Below are 22,858 nucleotides of genomic sequence, written 5' to 3'. Positions count from 1 at the left end.
AGGTCGTGCGGTGCGTCGAGCGTAAGGCGCGAAACGGCCGGTCGCTCCTCAGCCGCCCCGTGTTGTGGGTAACGTCACCCCCCGTCCCGGGTCGGGAACGAGGGGTGACATCGCCTGGTTCGTATGAAGTTGTGACCGCTCACGGTCTTCGGGGGTTCAGCGCTCCGCGCCTGCCGCCCACGACCTGGGTCATGCCCAGAGCTGGCCCTGCAGGGTCTCGATCGCCGCTTCCGTCGTGTCCGCGGTGTAGACGCCCGTCGACAGGTACTTCCAGCCGCCGTCGGCCACCACGAACACGATGTCCGCGCTCTCTCCGGCCTTGACGGCCTTCTTCCCGACGCCGATCGCGGCGTGCAGTGCCGCGCCCGTGGAGACGCCCGCGAAGATGCCCTCCTGCTGGAGGAGTTCGCGGGTGCGGGTGACCGCGTCCGCCGAGCCGACCGAGAAGCGGGTGGTCAGCACGGACGCGTCGTACAGCTCGGGGACGAAGCCCTCGTCGAGGTTGCGCAGGCCGTACACGAGGTCGTCGTAGCGCGGTTCCGCGGCCACGATCTTCACATCGGGCTTGTTCTCGCGCAGGTAGCGCCCGACGCCCATGAGGGTGCCGGTGGTGCCGAGGCCCGCGACGAAGTGCGTGACGGACGGCAGGTCGGCGAGGATCTCCGGGCCGGTGGTGGCGTAGTGGGCGCCGGCGTTGTCCGGGTTTCCGTACTGGTAGAGCATCACCCAGGACGGGTTCTGCTCTGCGAGTTCCTTGGCGACGCGTACGGCGGTGTTGGAGCCACCGGCCGCGGGGGACGGGATGATCTCGGCGCCCCACATCTTCAGCAGGTCACGCCGTTCCTGCGAGGTGTTCTCCGGCATGACGCAGACGATGCGGTAGCCCTTGAGCTTGGCCGCCATCGCCAGCGAGATGCCGGTGTTGCCGCTGGTGGGCTCGAGGATGGTGCAGCCCGGGGTGAGGCGGCCGTCCTTCTCCGCCTGCTCGACCATGTGGAGCGCGGGGCGGTCCTTGATCGAGCCGGTGGGGTTGCGGTCCTCGAGCTTGGCCCAGATGCGGACGTCGTCGGAGGGCGACAGCCGCGGGAGCCGGACCAGCGGCGTGTTGCCCACGGCCGCGAGCGGGGAGTCGTATCGCATCAGCGATCAGACCATGCCGCCGGCGACGGCCGGCAGGATCGTGACGCTGTCGCCGTCGGCGAGCTTGGTGGAGATGCCGTCGAGGAAGCGGACGTCCTCGTCGTTCAGGTAGACGTTCACGAAACGGCGCAGCTGGTCGCCCTCGACGATGCGCTCCTGGATGCCGTTGTGGCGGGACTCGAGGTCGGCGAAGAGCTCGGCGAGGGTGTCCCCGTTGCCCTCGACGGCCTTGGCGCCGCCGGTGTAGGTGCGGAGGATGGTCGGGATGCGGACCTCGATGGCCATGACGTGGGCTCCTGTTGTGGAAGGTGGCGTAGGGGCGCGCGGCTGTGGCCCCCGCGCGAGGGGGTGTGGCTGGAGTGCGCTGTTCCGTCAGGCTGTGCCGTGGGAACGACAGGGCGCGGCCGTACACATCGCGCTGGCGAGGCGGCACAGGTCGACGTGCAGCCGCGCCACGAGCAGCAGAGTGCTCGGCGTCTTGTCGCTCACGTCATGGGGAACCATGCGCTCATCGTATCGATTCCCGGTCCGCTCCCCGGAATGTGATCTCGCATGGTGGACTTTACCCGCTCAGGATGCGGACCGGGGGCGCCCGGAGGGGGTTGGTCCCGCTCTGCGCCGGGTGTGCGCGGGGTGGCGGGACCTGCTCGTCGGGCGCCCGCGGCGGAGGCTCAGTACGCCTCCACGACCTTCACGTCCTCTTCGGTGATCTCGCCGTCCACGATGCGGAACGAGCGGAACTGGAAGGGCCCCGCGTCGTCGGTGTCCGCCGTGGAGACCAGGACGTAGTGGGCGCCGGGCTCGTTGGCGTAGCTGACGTCGGTGCGGGAGGGGTACGCCTCGGTCGCGGTGTGCGAGTGGTAGATGATCACGGGCTCCTCGTCCCGGTCGTCCAGCTCGCGGTAGAGCTTGAGCAGGTCGCCCGAGTCGAATTCGTAGAACGTGGGCGAACGGGCCGCGTTCAGCATCGGGATGAAGCGCTCGGGACGGCCGGAGCCCTCCGGGCCGGCGACGACGCCGCAGGCCTCGTCCGGGTGGTCCTCGCGGGCGTGGGCGACGATCTGGTCGAAGAGGGCCTGGGTGATGGTCAGCATGGGCCACAGGATAGGCAGACGGCCTCCGGATCCGAGATCCGGAGGCCATCAGATGAGACGAGCGGTGGACACGCCGTCGTCAGTCGGACTTCGCCGCGTACTCCCGCTGCGCCGCCCGCTCGGCGATCTGCGGGTTGTTCCGCTTGAGCACCTGCCAGCCGACGGCGAGGCCCAGGGCCCAGACGGCGGCGACGTACAGGGAGATGCGGCCCGCCTCGTCCAGGGCGACCATGCCGGTCACTCCGATCAGGAAGAGCAGGGCGACCCAGCTGAAGAGGGCGCCGCCCGGAGCCGGGAAGGACGAGGCGCGCAACCGTCCCGCGTCCACCGCCGAGCGGTAGCGGATGTGGCTGACGAGGATCATCATCCAGGTCCAGATGCCGGCCGCGGTGGCGACGGACACCACGTACCCGAAGGCCTTCTCCGGGACGATGTAGTTGAGGACCACACCGATACCCATGAGGGCGACGGAGACCGCGATGCCGACCGCCGGGGTGCGGCGGCGGTTGAGCTTGCCGAGCGCCTTGGGGGCTTCGCCGTTGGAGGCGAGGTCGCGCAGCATCCGGCCGGTGGAGTACATGCCGGAGTTGCAGGACGACAGGGCCGCGGTGAGCACCACGAAGTTGACGATGCCCGCGGCGAGCGGGATACCGATCTTCTCGAAGGCGTGCACGAAGGGGCTCTGGCCCGCGGAGAACTCGGTCCACTTGACCACGGAGAGGATCACGATCAGGGCGCCGACGTAGAAGATGATGATGCGCCAGGGCAGCGTGTTGATCGCCTTGGGGAGGGTCTTCTCCGGGTCCTCCGACTCGCCCGCCGTCACGCCGACGAGCTCGACGGCGAGGTAGGCGAACATGACGCCCTGCAGGGTCATCAGGCTGGAGCCGATGCCGTTGGGGAAGATCCCGTCGTAGGACCAGAGGTTGGAGACGGAGGCGGTGTCACCGGCGTCGGAGAAGCCGAGGGTGAGGACACCGAGACCGATCACGATCATGCCGATGATCGCGGTGACCTTGACCATCGAGAACCAGAACTCGACCTCGCCGAAGATCTTCACCGAGATCAGGTTGACGCCGAAGAGCACCACCAGGAAGACCAGTGCGCTGACCCATTGCGGGATCTCCGGGAACCAGAAGTGGATGTAGATGGCCGCCGCGGTGAGCTCGGCCATGCCGGTGACGATCCACATCAGCCAGTACGTCCAGCCGGTGACATAGCCGAAGAACGGGCCGAGGAACTCCCGGGCGTACTCGGCGAAGGAGCCGGAGACGGGCCGGTACAGGAGCAGCTCGCCGAGCGCTCGCATGATGAAGAAGATGACGACGCCCGCGAGGGCGTACATCAGGATGATGCTGGGTCCGGCCTTGGCGATGTTCGCGCCGGCTCCCATGAACAGGCCCACGCCGATGGCACCGCCGATGGCGATCATCTGGACCTGCCGGCTACCGAGTCCGCGCTCGTAGCCCTCTTGCGAAGTGTTACCCCCGGCCTCGTCGCCGGTGTGATTGTCGACCTGCACCGAGGTCATGGTGATGCGCCTTTCTCCATGCCGATCCGCTCCCGCTGCGTCGAGCGGCTGCGGATCAGGTCCTGATCCCCCCGGATGTGGATGGAGTGCCTCCGGCGGTCGGCCGGACGGGGCGCACTCGGGAGACAGGGGTGGCGTTCCCCGAGCGGTCGTGAAGATCTATCACGACGGCAACAGTGATCCACTTACTGGAGAGTGGCGCACGCCACAAGAAAATACGGACAAACGGCGCGCGGCGTGAGGAACGGTGACGAGGCGTTGACGGGATCGTTATCCGGATTTGAGACTCCGTTGAGCGAACGGAAGCTCAGGGCATCAGGGTCTCGACGAGCGTCTCCTGCAACGCGCCGAGCCACAGGTACGCCATGACCATCGGCTTGCGCGGGTCGGAGTCCGGGAGACGGTAGAGGTCCTCGTTCTCGTCCTCGTCGCCGACGTCGAGACGGGTGCCGATGGTCAGCCGCAGGTCGTTGAGGGCGCCGAGCCAGTGCAGGCAGTCGTCGGCCGCCAGCTCCATGACGGCACCGCCGTCACCCGCCGGGGTGAGGGCGTCGAGGTTGCGCACGACGGCGAGGGCGTCCTCCCGTTTACGGGTGCGCAGGTCGTTCTCGGTGAACCGCCTGAACTCGGAGGAGGCGGCCCTCAGCTCCTCGTCGGGCGTCCCCGCCTCCGGATCGGCGTACGCCTCCGGGAACAGGCGCGCGAGCGCGGGATCGGACGGGGGCTCGCTCGGCCCCTCCGCGAAGAGGGCCGCCAGCGGGTCCGCCCCTTCGGCCGGTTCGTCGCCAGGACCGATGAGCTCGAGGAGCTGGACGGCGAGGGAGCGCAGGATCGCGATCTCGACCTCGTCCAGGGCGACCGCGGCACCGCCGCCGTCGAGCGGCTCGAAGTGAGAGCTCATCAGCCGCGGTCCTGGGTGAGCGTGGCCCACAGTCCGTATCCGTGCATCGCCTGCACGTCACGCTCCATCTCCTCGCGGGTACCGCTGGAGACGACGGCGCGCCCCTTGTGATGGACGTCGAGCATCAGCTTGTGCGCCTTGTCCTTCGAGTAGCCGAAATAGGCCTGGAAGACGTAGGTGACGTAGCTCATCAGATTGACCGGGTCGTTGTGCACCAGCGTCACCCAGGGCACATCGGGCTCGGGGACGGCGTGCGCCTCCTCCGCCGACTCGGGTCGTTCGATCTCTACGGGCATCGTCACTCAACCCATGCTGCCACCCGGGAGGCCGTATCGCACAAACGCCCCCCGGCCCCGCCGGAAGCACATCTCGTCAGATTGACGAGATGTGCGCTAGCATCACCGTCATGAACACAGCAGACCTTGGGCTGCCGGTGGACGTGCCGTCGACCGCGCTCTTCACCGATCAGTACGAGTTCACGATGCTGCAGGCGGCGCTGAAGGCCGGCACGGCCGAGCGGCGATCCGTCTTCGAGGTCTTCACCCGGCGCCTGCCCGAGGGCCGCCGCTACGGCGTCGTTGCCGGGACCGGCCGCGTCCTGGACGCCGTGGAGAACTTCCGCTTCGACGCGGGCGTCCTCGGCTTCCTGCGCGAACAGCGCATCGTCGACGAGCCCACGCTCGAGTGGCTCGCCCGCTACCGCTTCAGCGGCGACATCTGGGGCTACCCCGAGGGCGAGGTGTACTTCCCCGGTTCGCCGATCGTCCGGGTCGAGGGCACCTTCGCCGAGTGCGTGCTGCTGGAGACGGTGATCCTCTCGATCCTCAACCACGACTCCGCGATCGCGGCCGCCGCCTCCCGGATGTCCGCCGCCGCGGGCGGACGCCGGCTCATCGAGATGGGCGCGCGCCGCACCCACGAGCTGTCGGCGGTCGCCGCGGCACGCGCCGCGTACGTCGGCGGCTTCGACTCCACGTCCGACCTCGCGGCCGGCTTCCGCTACGCCATCCCCACCGTCGGCACCAGTGCGCACGCCTTCACGCTGCTCCACGACAGCGAGCGCGGCGCGTTCCAGGCCCAGGTCGACTCACTCGGACGGGGTACGACGCTGCTCGTCGACACCTACGACGTGGCCGAGGCCGTCCGTACGGCCGTCGACATCGCCGGTCCCGAACTCGGCGCCGTCCGAATCGACTCCGGCGACCTGCTGCTCGTCGCACACCGGGTGCGCCAGCAGCTGGACGAGCTCGGGGCCGTCGACACCAAGATCGTGGTCACCTCCGACCTCGACGAGTACGCGATCGCCTCCCTGGCCGCCGCGCCGGTCGACGCCTACGGCGTCGGTACCCAGCTGGTCACCGGCAGCGGCCACCCCACCTGCTCGATGGTCTACAAGCTCGTCGCCCGCGCCCGGTCCACGGATCCGGGGGCCCCGCTCGAGCCGGTCGCCAAGAAGTCCCTGGGCGGCAAGATGTCGGTCGGCGGCCGCAAGTGGGCCGCGCGCCGTCTCGACGCCGACGGGATCGCGGAGGCGGAGGTCGTCGGCGTCGGCGAGGTGCCCGCGGAGCTCGCCGATCGGCAGCTGCTGGTGGAGCTGGTCAAGGGCGGCGACGTCGTCGCCCGCGAACCGCTGGACGCGGCCCGCGCCCGGCACACCGCGGCGCGGGAGGGCCTGCCGCTGTCGGCGACCCAGCTGTCGCGCGGCGAGGCGGTCATCCCGACCGAGTACGTGTGAGCCGACCGGAATGAACCACCCGTAGAGGGGCAGGGAGCACGACGACCCGCCGCGCGGGCCGCAACCCCCTCCCGTACGGCGTGGCGAGTGTCTACGCTCAGTAGTTCTGTTCGCCGCCGGTTCTGAGCGCCGGCGGTCGTGGGCGGCTCGTCCGCCCCCTTCCATCCGCCGTCCGCCATCCCACCGAAGGACACCCGCCATGCACCGCGCCTTGATCGTCGTCGACGTTCAGAACGACTTCTGCGAGGGCGGCAGCCTCGCGGTGGCGGGAGGTGCCGATGTCGCGGCCGCCATCACCGACCTGATCGGCCACGCCCAGCCCGGCTACCGCCATGTGGTCGCCACCCGCGACCACCACGTCGAACCGGGCGACCACTTCTCCGAACACCCGGACTTCGCCCGCTCCTGGCCGCCGCACTGCGTGGCCGGCACGGAAGGCGTCGGCTTCCACCCGAACTTCGCACCGGTCGTCGCCTCCGGCGCGATCGCCGCGGTCTTCGACAAGGGCGCGTACGCGGCGGCGTACAGCGGCTTCGAGGGGACGGACGAGAACGGCACGACCCTGGCGGAATGGCTGCGTGCCCGCGACGTCAGCGAGGTGGACGTCGTCGGCATCGCGACCGACCACTGCGTGCGGGCGACCGCGCTGGACGCCGCGCGGGAAGGCTTCCGCACGAATGTGCTGCTCGGGCTGACGGCGGGCGTGTCGGCGGACTCGACGGCGCGTGCGGTGGAGGAGATGCGCGAGGCGGGCGTCGAACTGTCGGGCAAGCCGGTGGTGTGACGCCGGGTGCGGCCCGCTGCGCGGGGCCGTTCCCTTACCCGGCGATCGAGGTGCGGGGGGTCGGGGGCAGAGCCCCGGACCACGGGAAGCGCGGCGACCGCTACGCCGGGCCGGCCGGGCGGAGGAGGGCTCGGGCCGGGTGCCAGAGTTCCGCGCCCGCGGTGTGGTCGGGACGCCACAGCAGGCCGTCCGGATGGTGCAGCACCGCCGTGATCTCGTCCGGCGTCGGCGGCTCCGCGTTCCCCCGCAGGTACACCGCCCTGAACCCGAGGTTCCGCAGCCGCGTCAGTGCCCTCGCGCGGTTCGCGGCGTGCACCAGGAAGCGGACCGTGGCGCCGCCCCCGGCCGGGCTGGGCAGGCTGATCGCGACGACGACGCTGCCGCCTGGCAACTTGCAGAAACCTCCGCCGGGCATGCGGAACCACTCCCCCGTGAGTCACTGTCAATAAGAACCTCGGTCAGACGCACCTAAACACGATCGGCCGCCGCCCGCTAGAGGGCGACGGCCGATCATGCTTTGACCTGGGGTGTTACGGATTACTTGGTCGACGGACCAACGTTGATGGTGATCGTCCGACCGCTCAGCGGCTCCTTGACGATCGAGATCTTGGTGTTGGTGTCAGTTACCTTGACGCTGCCCGTCGGGTTCTCCGGGTACCAGTAGACGCCCTTGCGGTCGTCGAAGACCGGGTTGCCCCGCTGGGACGCGATCCAGTGCGGCTTGTCCGCGTTGTGCAGCCAGAAGCTGTCCGTGCGGTACCGGCTGAACGTCGAGTCGAACGTCTGGATCTTGTTGCGCAGCACCGTGCCGTCGGACCACTTCAGCGGCTTGGCGTGCGCGTCCACCGGAAGGATCAGACCCTGGCCGTGGTGGGCGCTGGTGTTGTTGTCCTTCTGGGAGGTGTCCCACTGCCAGATCATCAGACCGTTCTGGTAGGGGTAGTGCTCGACCCAGTTGTCGCGCGGCGCCTTGAAGCCGAAGTTGTACGGGCCGACCTCGAGGGTCTTGTCGTACGACACGTACTGGCGGTTCTCGGCGATGTAGTACTGCTCGTACTCGAGCGTGAAGGACTCACCGATGCGGTTGAAGCCCTTCGCGGTCCAGCCGGCGACCTCGCCCTCGGCGTTGTCCGAGAAGACGGGCGCGCCGTCGGCCTTGATCGTGATGGCGTCGGCCGTGAAGCCCTTGCCCGCCACGCCGCCGTCCGTCTGGTAGCGGAAGCGGACGTCGACCTTCTGGCCCGCGTAGGCGTCCAGCGAGTAGACGAGCTTCTTGTGGCCCTCGGAGGGGCCGGTCAGCGCCGGCTTGTCGCCCGCGTCACGGGTGATCGCCTTGCCGTCGGCCGTACCGTCCACCGGCGTCCAGTTGGCGCCGCCGTCCGTCGAGACCTCCGTGTAGAGGTAGTCGTAGTCGGCCTCGATGTCCCACCAGCCGTCGAGCTCCAGCGAGGCGGACGACTTGCCGGTGAGGTCCACCGAGCGGGACAGCGTGTTCTTGAGGTCGTCACCCATGTCGCTCCACCACTGCTTGGAGCCCTCGGAGGGCTTCACGACAGTCGTGGTGACGGGCTTCTTCGGCAGCTCGACGACGAGCGCCTGCGGCTTGTCGGTGTTGTACGCCGACACGCCGAGGGTGTGGGTCGACTTCGTGGCGGCCTTGGCCGTCTCGTAGTTGAGCCAGCCCAGCTGGAGCTTGTCCCAGGCGGTCATGTCGCCGGGGAGGTCGCCGATGGAGTCCTTGCCGGTGCCGAGCCAGGAGCCGGCCGACATCAGGGTCCAGTAGCCGGTCGAGTTCTCGCCGCCGCCGGAGGTGTCGTAGTGGTCCGGCAGACCGAGGTCGTGACCGTACTCGTGGGCGAAGACACCGAGGCCGCCGTTCTCGGGCTGCATGGTGTAGTCGCCGACCCAGATGCCGGTGTTGCCGATCTGGGTGCCGCCGGACTTGTTGTTCTCCGGGCCGGTCTTGCCGGCGTCGGTGCCGTAGGCGTACCAGCGGTGGGCCCACAGGGCGTTGGTGCCCTCGGCACCGCCGCCGGCCGACTCGTCCTCGCCCGCGTGGACGATCTGGAAGTGGTCGATGTAGCCGTCGGCCTCGTTGAAGTTGCCGTCGGTGTCGAAGTCGTAGCGGTCCCACTGGTCGTACTCGGCCAGCTGCGCCTTGATCTCCGCGTCGGTCTTGCCCTTGGCCTTCTGGTCGGCGGCCCAGGCGGTCACGCCGTCCTTGACCGTGTCCCAGACGTTGGCGCAGTTGCTCTGGCCGCAGTAGTTGGAGCCGTAGCGGGCCTCGTTGTAGTCGACCTTGACCCAGTCGGAGACGGCGCCGTCGACCGAGTAACGGCCGGACGAGGTCTTCTCGTAGTAGGTCTTCAGCGACTGCTTCGGCTGCCCGTTCTCGTCCTTGCCGGTACCGAAGTACAGGTCCTGGAAGTGCTCCTGGTTGTAATCGGCCTGCCATGCGGTCGAGTTGTCCTTCGACCGGTCCGGCTTCGCGATCTGGTTGTGCAGCGGACCGGGGGTGCCGCCGTACTTCTTCACCGGCGGCTTGGGGCCGTCGGCGCCGTCCGGGTCGAACATCGTCGTGTCGTCGACCTTGTCGCCGAACTCGACGAGGATGGTGAAGATCTTCTCGGTCTTCTCCCGGGCGAGCTCGACGTACTTCTTGTCGTCGAGCTTGACGACCTTGGAGCCGCCGCGCTGCTGCACGGTGGCGTCGCCGGATATGACCTGCTCGAGGGCGGCCTGGCGCTGCTCCTCCTGCTGCTTGCTGAAGGGACCCTCGAGGTCGTGCTCGACATGGCCCTTGTGCGGTGCCGGGTCGTGCCGCTCGATGCCCGCAGGGTCCGCCGGCTTCTGGCCGTCGGCCTGCGCACTGGTGAACGCCGATGCGGTCGCGGTCGTCGCGGCAAGGGCCACGAGCACCGCGGACGCTCTGAACGTCCGTCGCTTGCTGGTCACTTGATGGTGTCCTCCCCCGCGTTCCGTCGCTGCTGCGGACAGGGTTGTGGGGTTCGTCCGCGTGCGCGGTATACGCGTCTCAAGTGACGACATTCGACCGGAGTTGAGGAAGAAAAGACAGTCCTTGACTTGGACAGGCCAACTACACTATGCGGGTGCAGGGCCCCGGTATCCGGACGATGGGAAATCAGGACAAGAGGCGCACATTTTCCGCCACTTGGCGGGTCGAATGACCCTGTGCGCCCCCCATGCACCGGCACCGTGGGTTAGGTCACGCTTACTGCCGGTTCCACAGGGGCATCCACCGACGTAGAGTCTGCTGTCAGTGCGAACTGTCCCCAAGGCTCCGGCCCTGCCCCTGTCCATAGGACGGATACCGTCATGCCGCGTCCGACTGCCGCACAGCTCGCCTACGGTTCGGCCACCGTCGTCTTCTCGACCGTCGCCCTCCTGCTGCTGACCCGCGCCACCGACGGCGTCGCGGTCGCCGCGATCGGTATCGCCTCGCTGGCACTGGGACTTCTGGTCGCGCTCACGCCGGCTCTGCGCCACCGGGCCACCCGGGCGGCCGCCGCGCCGCCCACGGCCACCGCCTCCGACGCGCTCACGGCCCGCAGGTCAGCGGCCCGCGCGCATGCAGGGGCGGAGACCAGGGTCGGCCAGCACTCACTGCGCCGCTGACACCACGACCGTCTTGCCCGCCTTGTCGTGCAGACCCTGCCGGTAGGGCTTGTCGGCGAGCACCGTGATGACGATGACGAGCCACCAGATGCAGTAGCAGCACACCAGCGCGGGCACCCACAGCACGAGGGCGCGCAGAAGTGAGGAGCCGACGTCCGGCACCCGGCCGTCGTTGAGCATCGCGACCCGCAGCTTCATGATCTTCTTGCCTACGGTCCGCCCGTTGTACTTCGCCGTCATGAGGGTGTCGTAACCGACGTACGCCACAAGGGAGATCAGCGACCACAGCCACTGCTCCCCCGAGTTCATCCGGTCGGTGACCTCGTCCCAGTCCTCGCCGCCGGTGGCCACCTCGACGCCGCCGAAGGCCAGCGAGATGAGGAACAGCGGCACAAAAACAATGATCATGTCGATGAGCCGGGCAAGCACCCGTTTGCCGAAACTCGCCAGCGGCGGCATGCCCGCAAGGGGATCCGCGCCTCCGTACGGGCCGCCGTAGGCTCCCGCGTCGTACGGAGGCGGCCGCTCACCGCCGTAAGGACCTGCCGCCCCGCCCGCCCCTCCGAGGGGAGAGTCGTAGGGAGAACTACCGCCGGAGCCGGGGGCGCCCCCGGGCGGCGGGGTCGGCCCGCCCGGTTCCTGGGGCCCCTGCGGCTCCTGCGGCTTCTTGCGGAACGGATCGTCGTCGGGCGACTGTCCGGGCGGCGGCTGGTCGTTGCTCATGGGGGCAGTGCACCCCGGGCCCATGAGGCCCGCAACGGCTCACAGGCGTTCGAGGGACCTCCTGGGAGCCGTACGGCCGGACGGGTCAGCCGGTCACGAACGTGTGCGCCGTCTTGTCGTGCCAGCACTGCCGCCACGGGCGGTCGAACAGGCACCACAGCACATTGAGAACCCCGACGACGAGGACGCCGAGGACGCTGTAGAGGAGCCAGCGGCGCAGCGCGGCGCCGAACGTCGGCGGCTCATGGGTCTCGATGTCCAGGACCTGGAGGCCGCAGAGCTTCTTGCCGAGCGTCCGGCCCCACTTGGCGGTCGGCAGCGACTCGTACAGCACGCCGAGGACGAGCAGGGCGCCGAGGACGATGCCGAGGTGGCCCGCCGTGGTGCCGTCGAGCAGCCAGACCGTCACCGTCTCCCCGGACAGCTTCGCCGCCTCGATCTTCTCGTCGATGTGGGCGCGTGTCTGCGCGGCGACGGGCACGGCCACGGCGCCGACGAGCGCGCCGAGCAGCACCGTGTCGATCAGGCGGGCGGCCAGGCGCTTGCCGAGTCCGGCGGGCCGGGCGGCGGCCTGGGCCTGTGCGGCGGCGAGGAACGGGTCGTTGACGGGGGGCTTCCACGGAAGGACAGGCTCGCCCTCGGCGGAGGCCGACGTCTGCGCCAGCTGGTGCACCTGCTGCGGCCAGGAGGCGGCGCCGCCGCCGGCACTGCTGGTGACCGGTGGCTGGGACTGCACGGGCACCTGCGGCTGAGGCTGTGCCGGCACCTGCGGCTGGGGCTGGGGCTGTGCGGGTGCCTGCGGCCGGGGCTGTGCGGGTGCCTGCGGGGCGGTGGCGGCGGACTGCGGGGCGGGGCGGGACGGGTCCTGTCGGGTCGGGTCCGCCTCCGCGGGCCTGCCGACCGCCCGCATCGTCATCGTGCCGTCGGCCTGCCCCGGCCGCTGGGCCCGGATGGTGACGGTGTTCTCCGCGGGCTGCTGGGGGCTCGGGGTGCGGCGGACCGGTGTCTCCTCCGCGGCCGGCCGGGCCGGGTCGGCGGAGCCCGCCGACCCGCCGGGGCGCAGCGCGCGGATCGCGACCGTGCCGTCCGCCTGCGGTCGGCCCGAGGCGGACGGGCCGAGAGGGCGGACACCACCGGGGACCTCGTCTGCGGCGGGGGCCGCCTGGGGCGCCGCGGAACGCATGCCGGGCAGCTTGCCGCCGGTCGGGTCGGCGGGCGGCTCGGACGTCCGGGCGGCCGCAGCGGGACGGCGGGGATCGGACGTCGCGTCACCGGTGGCGGGCCGGTCGGCCGTACGGGGGTCGCCGCCCCATGAGACGCGGTTGTCGAGGTCGCCGCCGAAGCCGGCCTGGCGTGAAGTGTCGGCCTGCCAGGCAGTGGCGGGCTCCGGGCGGGCCGGCTCGTCCGACGGCTCCTCGTCGAGGAAGACCGGGCCGGTCTCTTCCACGGAAGGTGCCGGCGCGGCGGGTCCGGAAGCGGCGGCAGACGCGGGCGGGCCGGGCATCGCCTCGTCCGACTTCGGGGCGGGCCTGCTCGTGCCGGGCACCCATGCCGCGCCGTTCCAGTACCGGACATATCCGGGAATGGACGGGTCCGGGTAGTAGCCGGGTGTGGGGCTGCCGTCGCCGGTTGCCGGGGTTGGGGCGCTCATCACCGTGGTCCCGTATCTCTTCGATGCCTCAATTCGAGGGACCACATCTATCAGACCCTCGCGCACCCCTGGGCCGGTCCTGCCGTAACGACCACTTTCAGGTCACAGGAGCGTCACGGAAAGTTAGGTGCGGAAGTCGCGTCATGCCGGCGGGGGTAGCTGCTCTCTTCCCGTGAGGCCCGCTCACCGGGCCGCCCCAGAAGGCGTACAGGAAGGAAGAGATCATGCACACGGTGGTGGAACGCGAACTCGAGTTGAACCTGGTGCTGTCGCCCGAGCGCAGCATCCCCGTCCCCGCCCGGCTGTCCTACCGCGCGGACGACCCGTACGCCGTGCACATCGTCTTCCACGTCGGCTCGAGCCGTCCCGTCAGCTGGACGTTCGCCCGTGAGCTGCTCGTGGAAGGGGTGTTCCGGCCGTGCGGCACCGGTGACGTGCGGATCTGGCCGTCGAAGGGCGACGGCCGCAGCGTCATCCTCATGGCGTTGAGTTCACCCGACGGTGAAGCGCTGCTGGAGGCGTCGTCCCCGGTGGTGTCGGCCTGGCTGGAGCAGACGCTGCGGATCGTGCCGCCCGGGACCGAGACGGCGGCGCTCGGCATCGACGAGGCCCTGGCCGCGCTCCTCGCCCCGACCAGGACCGACGAGCTGCGGGCACACGGCTCCTCCGGCGATGTGCAGGACGGCGATGCCTGAGCGGCGCGGTTCAGAAGAGCTTGCCCGGGTTGAGGATGCCGAGCGGGTCGAAGGTCTGCTTGATGCCGCGCTGCAACTCGAGGCTGACCGGACCCAGTTCCCGCGCCAGCCATTCCTTCTTGAGCACGCCGACGCCGTGTTCGCCGGTGATCGTGCCGCCCAGTTCCAGACCGAGCGCCATGATCTCGTCGAAGGACTCCCGGGCCCGTCGCGACTCGTCGGGGTCGAGATGGTCGAAGCAGACGACGGGGTGGGTGTTGCCGTCGCCGGCGTGTGCGCAGACGCCGATGGTGAGGTCGTACTTCTCCGCGACTGCGGCCGTGCCCTCGATCATCGCCCCGAGCTTGGAGCGCGGTACGCAGACGTCGTCGATCATCGTGGCCGACTTGACCGTCTCCAGCGCGGTCAGCGACATCCGGCGGGCCTGGAGCAGCAGTTCGGACTCGGCGACGGTGTCCGCGGGCACCACCTCGCTCGCGCCTGCGGCCTCGCACAGCGCCCCGACGGCGGCCAGGTCGGCCGCGGGGTCCGGGGTGTCGAAGGCGGCGAGGAGCAGGGCCTCCGTCGTCTCCGGGAGGCCCATGTTGGCCAGTTTGTTGACCGCCCTGACGGTGGTGCGGTCCATGATCTCGAGGAGCGAGGGGGTGTGGCCGCGCTCCATGATCGCGCAGACGGCGTCGCAGGCGGTGGCCGCGGAGGGGAACTCGGCGGCCAGGACGAGCTGCGCGGGCGGCCGGGGCCGTAGCGCCAGGACCGCTTCGACGACGATGCCGAGGCTGCCCTCGGAGCCGACGAACAGCCGGGTGAGGTCGTATCCGGCGACGCCCTTGGCGGTGCGCCGGCCGGTCTTCAGCAGCCGCCCGTCGGCGAGGACCACCGTCAGGCCGAGGACGTACTCGGCCGTCACCCCGTACTTGACGCAGCACAGGCCGCCGGACGCGGTGCCGATGTTGCCGCCGATGGTGCACATCTCCCAGCTGGACGGGTCCGGCGGGTAGTACAGGCCGTGCTCGCCGACGGCGCGCGACAGCACGGCGTTGACGACACCCGGTTCGACGACGGCGATCCGGTCGACCGGGCTGATCTCGAGGATCCGGTCCATCTTCGTCAGGGACAGCACGATGCAGCCGTCGGAGGCGTTGGCCGCGCCCGACAGGCCCGTACGGGCGCCCTGGGGCACGACCGGCACCCGCAGCTCCGTGGCGGTGCGCATGACGTGCTGGACCTGTTCCACGGAGCGGGGCAGGACCACGACGGCGGGGGTGCCCGCCGCGCAGAAGCTCGCCATGTCGTTGCCGTACGACGCGGTGACGTCCGGATCGGTGATGAGGGCTTCCGCGGGAAGACCGGCGCGCAGCCGCTCGAGGAGATCGTCCATGATCCCAAGCCTCGCACCGGGGGCCATCGGTGTGAACCCGTCTGCGTTCCGCTCCGCGGGTCAGAGTGTGTTCTTCGTATTGGCTGTGTGCTGCCGCACAGTGAGCGCCATGAAGAGCGAAACCCTGAAGAACGCCGCTGTCAGCACGCTGGTCGGCGCGACACTGGTCACCGGGGTGATCGTGCTCGCGCCCGGTTGGGGGAAGGACGCGCCGCCGCCCGCGCCCGGGCCGGTGGCCAGGGCGATGACCGCGGCAGGCTCGGGCGCACCGGCCTCGCTCTCCGACCTGGACGCGCTGATCCGCGACCGTGAGCGCTTCGTCCGCGACCATCCGGGTGACGAGGAGTCCTGGGCGGTGCTGGGCTCCGCGTACGTGGAGCGGGGCACGCGGCTCGGGGACACGGCGTACTACCCGAAGGCCGAGCGGGCGCTGAAGCGGTCGCTGAAGGCGGTACCGGCCGCCAAGGGCAACGTCGACGCGCTGGTGGGGATGGCCGAGCTGGCGAACGCCCGGCACGACTTCGCCGGGGCGCGCGGTTACGCCGAGAGCGCCAGGAAGCAGAAGCCGGAACGCTGGGCGGTGTACCCGGCGCTGATCGACGCCTACAACGGGCTCGGCAGGTACACGGCCGCCGGCAAGGCCATGGACAAGCTCCTGGAGCTGCAGACCGGACCGCAGGTGCAGGGGCGGGAGGCGCGGGTCTACTGGAACAAGGGCTGGCGCGAGGACGCCGCGGCACTGGCGTACGGCGCGACCGCGAACTCACGGACCCCCACGGAGAAGGCCGTCTCCCTGCACCGTGAGGCTGAGCTGGCCTGGGAGCGGGGCGAGGCGGAGGAGGCCGTGGAGCTCTACACCGACGCGCTGAAGACCGCCCCCGAGCACCACCGTTCGCTGGCGGGCCGTGCGCGTGCCCTGGCGGCGCTGGGCCGCACGGACGAGGCGCTGGACGACTACCGGTCGGCGCTGGCGAAGCTGCCGCTGCCCGAGTACGCCTTGGAGGCCGGGGAGTTGTACGAGTCGCTGGGGCTGAACGGGGACGCCGCGACCCTCTACGAGCTCCTGCACAAGCAGGTCACCCGCGCCGGCGAGCACGGCGTCGACGGGGACCTGGTGCTGGCGCGCTACGAGGCCGACCACGGGGACCCGGCCGCCGCGGTGCGCCGGCTCCAGGGCGAGTGGCGGCGCGGCCACCGCAGTGTGCACGTGGCCGACACGATGGGGTGGGCGCTGTACCGGGCGGGCCGGCCGGAGGACGCGCTGCCGTTCGCGAAGCTGGCCACCGGCCAGGGGCTGCGCAGCGCGCTGTTCTCCTACCACCTCGGCGAGATCGAGCGTGCTCTCGGCGACTTCGGCCCCGCACGGCGCCACATCGACGAGGCGCTGCGGACGAACCCGCACTTCTCGCCGCTCCTCGCGCCGAAGGCGCGTGAGGCGCAGGACGCGCTCGGCGAGCCCGCGATGGGCGGGCCCGCGGACGTGGAGGGTGACGGGTACTGGCCGCTGGATCCGCCGGCCGACGCGCCGTCCGGCACGCCGTCGCCCTCGCCGTCGGCGTCGGCGTCGGCGCCTTCGTCGTCCGCCGTGGCCTCTCCCGAGCCGGCGGCCTCTTCGTCCGCTCCGCTCCCCGCGTCCCCATCGGACGCTTCGGTTCCGGGGGCTTTTGGAGGCGCGGCCGTCTCGCCGGCGCCGGCGCCGCCCGCCGCCCGGCCCGCTCCGCAGTTGCGGCCGGTGCAGCGCTCCACGACCCCGGCGCCGACGACGGTGGCGCCCGGGAACGGCTGAACCGCGGGCCTGACGGCCGGAACAACCGGCCGGCAGAACGACGATGCGGCCCCACGGGTCAGGACCGTGGGGCCGCAGTCGTGGGCAGGGGCAAGCCCTACAGGTTGCCGCGCTTCTCCTGCTCGCGCTCGATCGCCTCGAAGAGCGCCTTGAAGTTGCCCTTGCCGAAGCCCATCGAACCGTGTCGCTCGATCATCTCGAAGAAGACCGTGGGGCGGTCCTGGACCGGCTTGGTGAAGATCTGCAGCAGGTAACCGTCCTCGTCGCGGTCGACGAGGATCTTCAGCTCGCGCAGCGTCTCCACGGGCACCCGGGTCTCACCGGCCCACTCGCCGAGGGTGTCGTAGTACGAGTCGGGGGTGTCGAGGAACTGGACACCCGCGGCGCGCATCGAGCGGACGGTGGCGACGATGTCGTTGGTGGCCAGCGCGATGTGCTGGACGCCGGCGCCGCCGTAGAACTCGAGATACTCGTCGATCTGCGACTTCTTCTTCGCGATCGCCGGCTCGTTGATCGGGAACTTCACCTTGAGGGTGCCGTCGGCGACGACCTTCGACATGAGCGCGGAGTACTCGGTGGCGATGTCGTCGCCCACGAACTCCTTCATGTTGGTGAAGCCCATGACCTTGTTGTAGAAGCCCACCCACTCGTTCATCCGGCCGAGCTCGACGTTGCCGACGCAGTGGTCGATGGCCTGGAAGGTGCGCTTGGCCGGCGGTTCGACGATCGGGTCGGCGGCGACGAAGCCGGGCAGGTACGGGCCGTCGTAGCCACCGCGCTCGACGAGGGTGTGGCGGGTCTTGCCGTAGGTGGCGATGGCGGCCATCACGACGGTGCCGTGCTCGTCCTTGACCTCGTACGGCTCGGTGATGCCGGTGGCGCCGTGCTCGACGGCGTACGCGTACGCCTTGCGGGCGTCCGGCACCTCGATGGCCAGGTCGACGACGCCGTCGCCGTGGGCGGCGACGTGCTCGGCGAGGAAGCGGCCCCAGTCGGTGGACGCCTTGATCACGGAGGTGAAGACGAAGCGGGCGGCGCCGTTGGTGAGGACGTAACTCGCGGTCTCGCGGCTGCCGTTCTCCGGTCCGGAGTAGGCGACGAGCTTCATGCCGAAGGCCGTGGAGTAGTAGTGCGCGGCCTGCTTGGCGTTGCCGACGGCGAAGACGACCGCGTCCATTCCCTTCACCGGGAAGGGGTCGGCCTGCCGCGCGGTGTCGGGGGTGTGATCGATGGTCTCAGTCATGGAAGAAGGCTCCCGCCGATCCACAAGGTGCGCAATAGTTTGCGTGCCGACTGGGCAATCTGCCCAGTCGAGGTCCGGATTCTCCGGACGTTGTGTACAGGATGACCATCTGGAGGGCGTCGTGGCGATCGATCATCTGGACGGGCGGCTCATCGTGCTGCTGGCCCGGGAGCCGAGGATCGGCGTGCTGGAGGCGTCACGGCGGCTCGGGGTGGCGCGCGGGACGGTGCAGGCACGGATGGACCGGCTCCAGTCGCAGGGGGTGGTCCGGGGTTTCGGACCTGACGTCGACCCGGCGGCGCTCGGCTATCCGGTGACGGCGTTCGCGACGCTGGAGATCAAACAGGGGCAGGGTGCGGACGTGCGGGCGCATCTCACGACCGTTCCGGAGGTGCTCGAACTGCACACCACCACCGGCCACGGGGACATGCTCTGCCGGCTGGTCGCCCGCTCCAACGCGGATCTCCAGCGGGTGATCGACCGGGTCGTCGGCTTCGAGGGCATCGTGCGCGCGTCGACGGCGATCGTGATGGAGAACCCGGTACCGCTGCGGATCATCCCGCTGGTGGAGCAGGCGGCGGAGGACTCCCGAGGCTCCTGAGCCCACTTGCAAAGAAGTGATTGCACAAAACGCGTTGCAAGGGTTTCTTTGCAACGCTACCTTTGCATGCATGAGCGAGGACAAGGAAGAAAACGCGGCCGAGGCCGGGTCCGGCACGCGCAAGATCCACAGACTGGACCCTCGATCACTGCGCGGCATCGCCCACCCGCTGCGGATGCGCCTGCTGACGGTGCTGCGGCAGGACGGCCCCGCGACCGCCTCCCGGCTCGCGGAGAAGCTCGGCGAATCCAGCGGCGCCACCAGCTACCACCTGCGCCAGCTCGCGGCGCACGGCTTCGTCGAGGACGACCCGGAGCGCGGCAAGGGCCGGGAGCGGTGGTGGAAGGCATCCATGGACGGCATGCTCTTCGACGAATCCCTTTACAACGACCCCGACCCGGCGGTGCGCGGAGCGGCCGACCTGTACCTCCACGAGCACGCGACCATGCACACCCAGGAGGTCGCCACCTGGCTCGGCAGCCAGCGGGACTGGCCCGAGGAGTGGCGGCGCAGCGCCGACCTCAGCGACTTCACGCTGCGCCTGACCGCCGCGCAGGCACATGAGCTCAACGAGAAGATCCACGAGCTGATCGAGAGCTACCGCGACCTCGAGCCCGCGCCCGGGACCGAAGGCGCCGCCCAGGTCCGGCTGCACACGCACGCCTTCCCGCGCTCCACCGGCTGAGGGGACACAGGGCCATGCACACCGACATACATCTGACGCTGCACGAGCTGCGCGCCGGGGAACTGCGCGCGGCCGCCGCCGGCCACGTGCCGCGCGAGCGGCTGCGCGTCCAACTGGGCCGGACACTCGTCGAGCTGGGCCTGCGGCTGCTCGACCAGCCCTGCGGACCCGTCCGGCGCACGACCCGTCCCGCATGAGCGGGCAGGGGGGAACGGAGGCAGCCGCCCGTACCGGTGGACGCGGACCGCTGGCCGCCGTGCTGGCCGCCAACGCCGTCTCCATCACCGGCAATTCGCTCACTCTCATCGGCGTCCCGTGGTTCGCCCTCCAGACCACGGGCAGCCCCGGCAAGGCCGGCCTGGTCGCCTTCTGCGCGACCCTGCCGGTCGTCGTCTCCGCGATCGCCGGCGGCCCGGTCATCGACCGCGTCGGCCGGCGCCGCGTCAGCATCGTCACCGACCTCGTCTGCGCCCTCACCCTCGCCGCGATCCCCCTGCTGCACTACGCGGGAGCGCTCCGGTTCTGGATGCTGTGCGCGCTGATGGCCGTCACCGGCCTCTTCCACGCACCCGGCGAGACCGCCCGCTATGTGCTCGTCCCCGACCTGGCCCGGGCCGCGGGGACCAGCCTGTCGCGGGCCGCGAGCCTCTTCGACGCCGTCTCGCGCGGCGCGCGGATGTCCGGCGCGGCACTCGCCGGCGTCCTCATCGCCTTCATCGGCGCGGAGGCCGTCCTGCTGATCGACGCGGCCACGTTCTGCGGCTCCGCGCTGCTGATCCGCCTGGGGCTGCGGCGGGTCGCCGCCGCCGAGCCACGGCGGGACGCGCCCAAGGTGTCCTTCACGGCGTACCGGGCGGAGCTGCGCGAGGGCTACGCCTTCCTGCTGCGCGCCCGGCTGCTGCTGGGCGTCGTACTGATGGTGATGGTCACCAACGGCCTGGACCAGGGCTGGAGTTCGGTCCTGCTGCCCGTGCACGCCAAGGAGAACCTGGACGGCGCCCGTGACCTGGGCCTCCTGGTCGCCGCCTTCGGCGGCTGCGCACTGCTCGGCGCCCTGCTGTACGCGGCGGTCGGGCACCGCTTCCGCCGGCGGACGCTCTTCACCTGCGCGTTCCTGATCTGCGGACTGCCGCGGTTCGTCGTGGCGGCGCTGGTGGACGGCACGGTGCCGCTCGCCGTGACCATGGCCGCGAGCGGGCTGGCGGCCGGGATGCTCAACCCGATCCTGACCACGGTGATGTACGAGCGCGTGCCCGAGCGGCTGCGCAGCCGGGTCGCGAGCGCCACCACCGCCGGGGTGCTGATGACCACGCCGCTCGGCGGCCTGGCGGCCGGCTACCTCATCGAACAGGCGGGCCTGGCAGCGGCGTTGTTCACCCTCGGCGGGCTGTACTTCCTGACGACCCTGGCCCCGGCGGTTTTCCCGCGCTGGCGCGAGATGGACGCGGCGCCGGCGGACGGCGGCGTCGTCGAGGGCACGAGGCCGAAGGCCGACGGTCCGGACCTCAGCAGCTCGGGACCTTCCCGCCCTTCTCCAGCGAACGCAGCGACTCCACCGCGCCCTTGAGCGTCGTGACGGGGATCAGGCGCATCCCCTCGGGCAGTTCGGCCTGCGCGTCGGAGCACTCTTCCTTGGGCACCAGGAAGACGGTCGCCCCGTCACGCCGCGCCGCCTGGGTCTTCAGCGACACCCCGCCGACCGCGCCGACCTTGCCGTCGGCGCTGATCGTCCCCGTACCCGCGATGCTGCGGCCGCCGGTGAGGTCACCGCCCGCACCGTCGCCGGCGAGCTTGTCGATGATGCCGAGGGAGAACAGCAGTCCGGCGCTCGGCCCGCCCACGTCGGCGAGGTGCAGCGACACCTTCACCTTGGCGGGGTCCTCACCGAGGTAGGCGAGGGCGGCGCGGGCGGCGACGTCCTGCGACTTCTCCATGTCCGCGACGTTGCGCCGCTCGATCTCCTTGTCCGACTTGCCCGCCGGGTAGACGGCGTCGCGCGGCAGCACGGCACGGTCGGCGCGGAACCAGCCGTCGGCCACGTCACCGAGGTCGACCTCGATGGCCGGGCCTGTCGCGACGATCGTCGTCATCCGCAGCGACCCCTCGGTCTTGCGGGTCGGCGCACCGGAGATCGTGATCACGGGCGTCCCCTGGTCCTCGCCGAGCACGTCCGCGGTCATCCCTGGCTTCGCGACGACGAACGGCAGGGGCGCCAGTCCGGCGACGGCGAACAGCGCGACGACGGGCAGGGCGCAGAGGGCGAGGGCGCGGGGGCGCGTGAGACTGGAGAGCACGGCGTCAATCTATCCGGCGCGGACCCGGCGCGGTCGGCGGGCGGCGGGTCCGGAGCCGGGGCCCGCCGTCCGCGGGCCGCCGGCGCTACCGGAGCGCGTCCGCGACCTCGCGTGCCGCGTCCACCACGCGGGGACCCACCCGCTCCGGTACGGAGTCGGCCAGCATCACCACACCGACGCTGCCCTCTATGCCCGTCACCCCCACCAGGGCCGCGGCGGCGCCGCTCGCGCCGGCCTCCAGTTCCCCGTGGGTGAGCGTGTATCCGGGCTCGGTGCTCTTTGTCTGGCGGGCGGCGAGGATCGCTTTGCCGGCCGCACCGCGGTCCAACGGGTGGCGGAAGCCGGCCCGGTAGGCCACGTGGTAGTCGGTCCACGTCGGCTCGACGACGGCGACCGCGAGGGCCTCCGCCCCGTCGACGAGGGTCAGATGGGCCGTCGCGCCTATGTCCTCCGCGAGCGAGCGCAGGGCCGGCATCGCGGCCTCCCGCACCAGCGGATGGACCTGGCGGCCGAGGCGCAGCACGCCCAGGCCGACCCTGGCGCGGCCGCCGAGGTCGCGTCGGACGAGGGCGTGCTGCTCGAGGGTGGCGAGCAGCCGGTAGACGACGGTGCGGTTGACGCCGAGTTTGGTGGACAACTCGGTGACGGTCAGCCCGTGGTCGGTATCGGCGAGCAGCTTGAGGACACGTAGTCCCCTGTCGAGCGTCTGGGAGGTCTCCGCGGTCACGACGCCCTCTCCTTCGGAGTGAGTGACGGCGATCCTCACAAGGGATGTCGCGGCACCGGTCCCATCGGCGACGCACCCAGAGGCCGCCGGCAGGCCATGGCACACCGACTGCGCTCCGCGGCGGCGCTGCCACGGGGCGTTTGCATTGCGGGGACAGTAGCGACCGGCACCGCTCAGCGGAAGCCCTCGTCCAGAATCCGGGCGATCTTCCTTCGACGACGGGTTATTGATCCCCGTACGGGCCATGTGGGCGG

At 70.6% G+C, this 22,858-nt stretch carries 24 protein-coding genes; 9 read left to right on the top strand and 15 right to left on the bottom strand.

The window, feature by feature from the left end:
• Positions 1-189 precede the first annotated feature (189 nt).
• The 7 genes from ACIPJI_RS00540 to clpS form a co-directional block, all read right to left on the bottom strand.
• Positions 190-1,140 carry a cysteine synthase gene (locus tag ACIPJI_RS00540; protein ID WP_356621991.1) on the bottom strand — a complete coding sequence of 317 codons (951 nt, stop codon included), beginning with the start codon at positions 1,138-1,140 and terminating at the stop codon, positions 190-192.
• 6 nt (positions 1,141-1,146) lie between these two features.
• Complete coding sequence (locus tag ACIPJI_RS00535) at positions 1,147-1,425, bottom strand: MoaD/ThiS family protein (RefSeq protein WP_307706643.1); 279 nt, start codon at positions 1,423-1,425, stop codon at positions 1,147-1,149.
• 87 nt (positions 1,426-1,512) lie between these two features.
• A complete protein-coding gene (locus tag ACIPJI_RS00530; protein WP_307706644.1) occupies positions 1,513-1,644 on the bottom strand; it encodes a putative leader peptide in 132 nt (43 codons plus the stop codon).
• A 167-nt stretch (positions 1,645-1,811) separates the two neighbouring features.
• The gene (locus ACIPJI_RS00525; protein WP_005317009.1) at positions 1,812-2,234 is read right to left on the bottom strand and encodes a Mov34/MPN/PAD-1 family protein; all 423 of its coding nucleotides are present in this window, start codon (positions 2,232-2,234) and stop codon (positions 1,812-1,814) included.
• A gap of 79 nt (positions 2,235-2,313) precedes the next feature.
• The gene (locus ACIPJI_RS00520) at positions 2,314-3,765 is read right to left on the bottom strand and encodes an amino acid permease (protein WP_307706645.1); all 1,452 of its coding nucleotides are present in this window, start codon (positions 3,763-3,765) and stop codon (positions 2,314-2,316) included.
• A 307-nt stretch (positions 3,766-4,072) separates the two neighbouring features.
• Entirely contained in the window at positions 4,073-4,666 is a 594-nt protein-coding gene (locus tag ACIPJI_RS00515) for a DUF2017 domain-containing protein (RefSeq protein WP_307706646.1), read from the bottom strand.
• On the bottom strand, positions 4,666-4,962 hold the full coding sequence (gene clpS, locus ACIPJI_RS00510; protein WP_037774545.1) for an ATP-dependent Clp protease adapter ClpS: 297 nt from the start codon (positions 4,960-4,962) through the stop codon (positions 4,666-4,668). Before clpS ends, ACIPJI_RS00515 begins: the two co-directional genes overlap by 1 nt.
• A gap of 110 nt (positions 4,963-5,072) precedes the next feature.
• Between clpS and ACIPJI_RS00505 the strand changes: the two genes are divergently transcribed.
• Both ACIPJI_RS00505 and ACIPJI_RS00500 read left to right on the top strand, forming a co-directional pair.
• Positions 5,073-6,401, top strand: coding sequence for a nicotinate phosphoribosyltransferase (locus tag ACIPJI_RS00505; RefSeq protein ID WP_402243715.1), 1,329 nt, complete (start codon positions 5,073-5,075; stop codon positions 6,399-6,401).
• Between the two features lie 199 nt (positions 6,402-6,600).
• Complete coding sequence (locus tag ACIPJI_RS00500) at positions 6,601-7,185, top strand: isochorismatase family protein (protein ID WP_356621993.1); 585 nt, start codon at positions 6,601-6,603, stop codon at positions 7,183-7,185.
• A 100-nt stretch (positions 7,186-7,285) separates the two neighbouring features.
• Here the strand turns inward: ACIPJI_RS00500 and ACIPJI_RS00495 are convergent, their stop codons facing one another.
• Positions 7,286-7,600 (bottom strand): hypothetical protein, encoded by a 315-nt coding sequence (locus ACIPJI_RS00495; protein ID WP_307706650.1) that lies wholly within the window; start codon positions 7,598-7,600, stop codon positions 7,286-7,288.
• A 122-nt stretch (positions 7,601-7,722) separates the two neighbouring features.
• A complete protein-coding gene (locus ACIPJI_RS00490) occupies positions 7,723-10,140 on the bottom strand; it encodes an immune inhibitor A domain-containing protein (protein WP_402243714.1) in 2,418 nt (805 codons plus the stop codon).
• Between the two features lie 381 nt (positions 10,141-10,521).
• Here ACIPJI_RS00490 and ACIPJI_RS00485 point away from each other — a divergent pair, with 381 nt between their 5' ends.
• Positions 10,522-10,821, top strand: coding sequence for a hypothetical protein (locus ACIPJI_RS00485; RefSeq protein ID WP_356621994.1), 300 nt, complete (start codon positions 10,522-10,524; stop codon positions 10,819-10,821).
• On the opposite strand, the gene ACIPJI_RS00480 is transcribed toward ACIPJI_RS00485, so the two are convergent.
• Complete coding sequence (locus ACIPJI_RS00480; protein ID WP_402243713.1) at positions 10,807-11,544, bottom strand: RDD family protein; 738 nt, start codon at positions 11,542-11,544, stop codon at positions 10,807-10,809. The genes ACIPJI_RS00485 and ACIPJI_RS00480 overlap by 15 nt on opposite strands.
• 85 nt (positions 11,545-11,629) lie before the next feature.
• Positions 11,630-13,195 (bottom strand): RDD family protein, encoded by a 1,566-nt coding sequence (locus ACIPJI_RS00475; RefSeq protein ID WP_402243712.1) that lies wholly within the window; start codon positions 13,193-13,195, stop codon positions 11,630-11,632.
• A 224-nt stretch (positions 13,196-13,419) separates the two neighbouring features.
• Between ACIPJI_RS00475 and ACIPJI_RS00470 the strand changes: the two genes are divergently transcribed.
• The gene (locus ACIPJI_RS00470; protein WP_402243711.1) at positions 13,420-13,890 is read left to right on the top strand and encodes an SsgA family sporulation/cell division regulator; all 471 of its coding nucleotides are present in this window, start codon (positions 13,420-13,422) and stop codon (positions 13,888-13,890) included.
• Between the two features lie 10 nt (positions 13,891-13,900).
• Here the strand turns inward: ACIPJI_RS00470 and ACIPJI_RS00465 are convergent, their stop codons facing one another.
• Complete coding sequence (locus ACIPJI_RS00465; RefSeq protein ID WP_402243710.1) at positions 13,901-15,268, bottom strand: FAD-binding oxidoreductase; 1,368 nt, start codon at positions 15,266-15,268, stop codon at positions 13,901-13,903.
• Positions 15,269-15,377: 109 nt separating this feature from the next.
• Here ACIPJI_RS00465 and ACIPJI_RS00460 point away from each other — a divergent pair, with 109 nt between their 5' ends.
• Entirely contained in the window at positions 15,378-17,054 is a 1,677-nt protein-coding gene (locus ACIPJI_RS00460) for a tetratricopeptide repeat protein (RefSeq protein WP_402243709.1), read from the top strand.
• Positions 17,055-17,151: 97 nt separating this feature from the next.
• On the opposite strand, the gene hppD is transcribed toward ACIPJI_RS00460, so the two are convergent.
• On the bottom strand, positions 17,152-18,297 hold the full coding sequence (gene hppD, locus ACIPJI_RS00455) for a 4-hydroxyphenylpyruvate dioxygenase (RefSeq protein WP_307706659.1): 1,146 nt from the start codon (positions 18,295-18,297) through the stop codon (positions 17,152-17,154).
• 121 nt (positions 18,298-18,418) lie between these two features.
• Between hppD and ACIPJI_RS00450 the strand changes: the two genes are divergently transcribed.
• The 4 genes from ACIPJI_RS00450 to ACIPJI_RS00435 all read left to right on the top strand — a co-directional run bounded on the left by ACIPJI_RS00450 (position 18,419) and on the right by ACIPJI_RS00435 (position 21,150).
• Complete coding sequence (locus ACIPJI_RS00450; protein ID WP_307706660.1) at positions 18,419-18,898, top strand: Lrp/AsnC family transcriptional regulator; 480 nt, start codon at positions 18,419-18,421, stop codon at positions 18,896-18,898.
• 70 nt (positions 18,899-18,968) lie between these two features.
• Positions 18,969-19,583, top strand: a complete 615-nt coding sequence (locus ACIPJI_RS00445) for a transcriptional regulator (protein ID WP_307706661.1) — start codon at positions 18,969-18,971, stop codon at positions 19,581-19,583.
• 14 nt (positions 19,584-19,597) lie between these two features.
• Positions 19,598-19,780, top strand: coding sequence for a hypothetical protein (locus ACIPJI_RS00440; RefSeq protein WP_356622000.1), 183 nt, complete (start codon positions 19,598-19,600; stop codon positions 19,778-19,780).
• Positions 19,777-21,150, top strand: a complete 1,374-nt coding sequence (locus ACIPJI_RS00435; protein WP_402243707.1) for an MFS transporter — start codon at positions 19,777-19,779, stop codon at positions 21,148-21,150. Before ACIPJI_RS00440 ends, ACIPJI_RS00435 begins: the two co-directional genes overlap by 4 nt.
• Here ACIPJI_RS00435 and ACIPJI_RS00430 read toward each other — a convergent pair.
• Positions 21,089-21,877: a S16 family serine protease gene (locus ACIPJI_RS00430; RefSeq protein ID WP_356622002.1), complete on the bottom strand. Its 789-nt coding sequence runs from the start codon at positions 21,875-21,877 to the stop codon at positions 21,089-21,091. The two genes, ACIPJI_RS00435 and ACIPJI_RS00430, sit on opposite strands and share 62 nt — an antisense overlap.
• Before the next feature lie 85 nt (positions 21,878-21,962).
• Positions 21,963-22,604 (bottom strand): IclR family transcriptional regulator, encoded by a 642-nt coding sequence (locus ACIPJI_RS00425; protein ID WP_307706665.1) that lies wholly within the window; start codon positions 22,602-22,604, stop codon positions 21,963-21,965.
• Positions 22,605-22,858 lie beyond the last annotated feature (254 nt).

Source organism: Streptomyces sp. NPDC086835, assembly GCF_044745705.1.
Lineage (GTDB): Bacteria > Actinomycetota > Actinomycetes > Streptomycetales > Streptomycetaceae > Streptomyces.
Note: the sequence above shows the minus strand (reverse complement) of the source record. Positions and strands in the feature narration are given on the sequence as shown.

Excerpts from the sequence above, each read along its gene's own strand:
- ACIPJI_RS00540 (WP_356621991.1), bottom strand. The coding sequence starts at position 1,140 with ATGCGATACGACTCCCCGCTCGCGGCCGTGGGCAACACGCCGCTGGTC.
- ACIPJI_RS00535 (WP_307706643.1), bottom strand. The coding sequence starts at position 1,425 with ATGGCCATCGAGGTCCGCATCCCGACCATCCTCCGCACCTACACCGGC.
- ACIPJI_RS00530 (WP_307706644.1), bottom strand. The coding sequence starts at position 1,644 with ATGGTTCCCCATGACGTGAGCGACAAGACGCCGAGCACTCTGCTGCTC.
- ACIPJI_RS00525 (WP_005317009.1), bottom strand. The coding sequence starts at position 2,234 with ATGCTGACCATCACCCAGGCCCTCTTCGACCAGATCGTCGCCCACGCC.
- ACIPJI_RS00520 (WP_307706645.1), bottom strand. The coding sequence starts at position 3,765 with ATGACCTCGGTGCAGGTCGACAATCACACCGGCGACGAGGCCGGGGGT.
- ACIPJI_RS00515 (WP_307706646.1), bottom strand. The coding sequence starts at position 4,666 with ATGAGCTCTCACTTCGAGCCGCTCGACGGCGGCGGTGCCGCGGTCGCC.
- clpS (WP_037774545.1), bottom strand. The coding sequence starts at position 4,962 with ATGCCCGTAGAGATCGAACGACCCGAGTCGGCGGAGGAGGCGCACGCC.
- ACIPJI_RS00505 (WP_402243715.1), top strand. The coding sequence starts at position 5,073 with ATGAACACAGCAGACCTTGGGCTGCCGGTGGACGTGCCGTCGACCGCG.
- ACIPJI_RS00500 (WP_356621993.1), top strand. The coding sequence starts at position 6,601 with ATGCACCGCGCCTTGATCGTCGTCGACGTTCAGAACGACTTCTGCGAG.
- ACIPJI_RS00495 (WP_307706650.1), bottom strand. The coding sequence starts at position 7,600 with ATGCCCGGCGGAGGTTTCTGCAAGTTGCCAGGCGGCAGCGTCGTCGTC.
- ACIPJI_RS00485 (WP_356621994.1), top strand. The coding sequence starts at position 10,522 with ATGCCGCGTCCGACTGCCGCACAGCTCGCCTACGGTTCGGCCACCGTC.
- ACIPJI_RS00480 (WP_402243713.1), bottom strand. The coding sequence starts at position 11,544 with ATGAGCAACGACCAGCCGCCGCCCGGACAGTCGCCCGACGACGATCCG.
- ACIPJI_RS00475 (WP_402243712.1), bottom strand. The coding sequence starts at position 13,195 with ATGAGCGCCCCAACCCCGGCAACCGGCGACGGCAGCCCCACACCCGGC.
- ACIPJI_RS00470 (WP_402243711.1), top strand. The coding sequence starts at position 13,420 with ATGCACACGGTGGTGGAACGCGAACTCGAGTTGAACCTGGTGCTGTCG.
- ACIPJI_RS00465 (WP_402243710.1), bottom strand. The coding sequence starts at position 15,268 with ATGGACGATCTCCTCGAGCGGCTGCGCGCCGGTCTTCCCGCGGAAGCC.
- ACIPJI_RS00460 (WP_402243709.1), top strand. The coding sequence starts at position 15,378 with ATGAAGAGCGAAACCCTGAAGAACGCCGCTGTCAGCACGCTGGTCGGC.
- hppD (WP_307706659.1), bottom strand. The coding sequence starts at position 18,297 with ATGACTGAGACCATCGATCACACCCCCGACACCGCGCGGCAGGCCGAC.
- ACIPJI_RS00445 (WP_307706661.1), top strand. The coding sequence starts at position 18,969 with ATGAGCGAGGACAAGGAAGAAAACGCGGCCGAGGCCGGGTCCGGCACG.
- ACIPJI_RS00440 (WP_356622000.1), top strand. The coding sequence starts at position 19,598 with ATGCACACCGACATACATCTGACGCTGCACGAGCTGCGCGCCGGGGAA.
- ACIPJI_RS00435 (WP_402243707.1), top strand. The coding sequence starts at position 19,777 with ATGAGCGGGCAGGGGGGAACGGAGGCAGCCGCCCGTACCGGTGGACGC.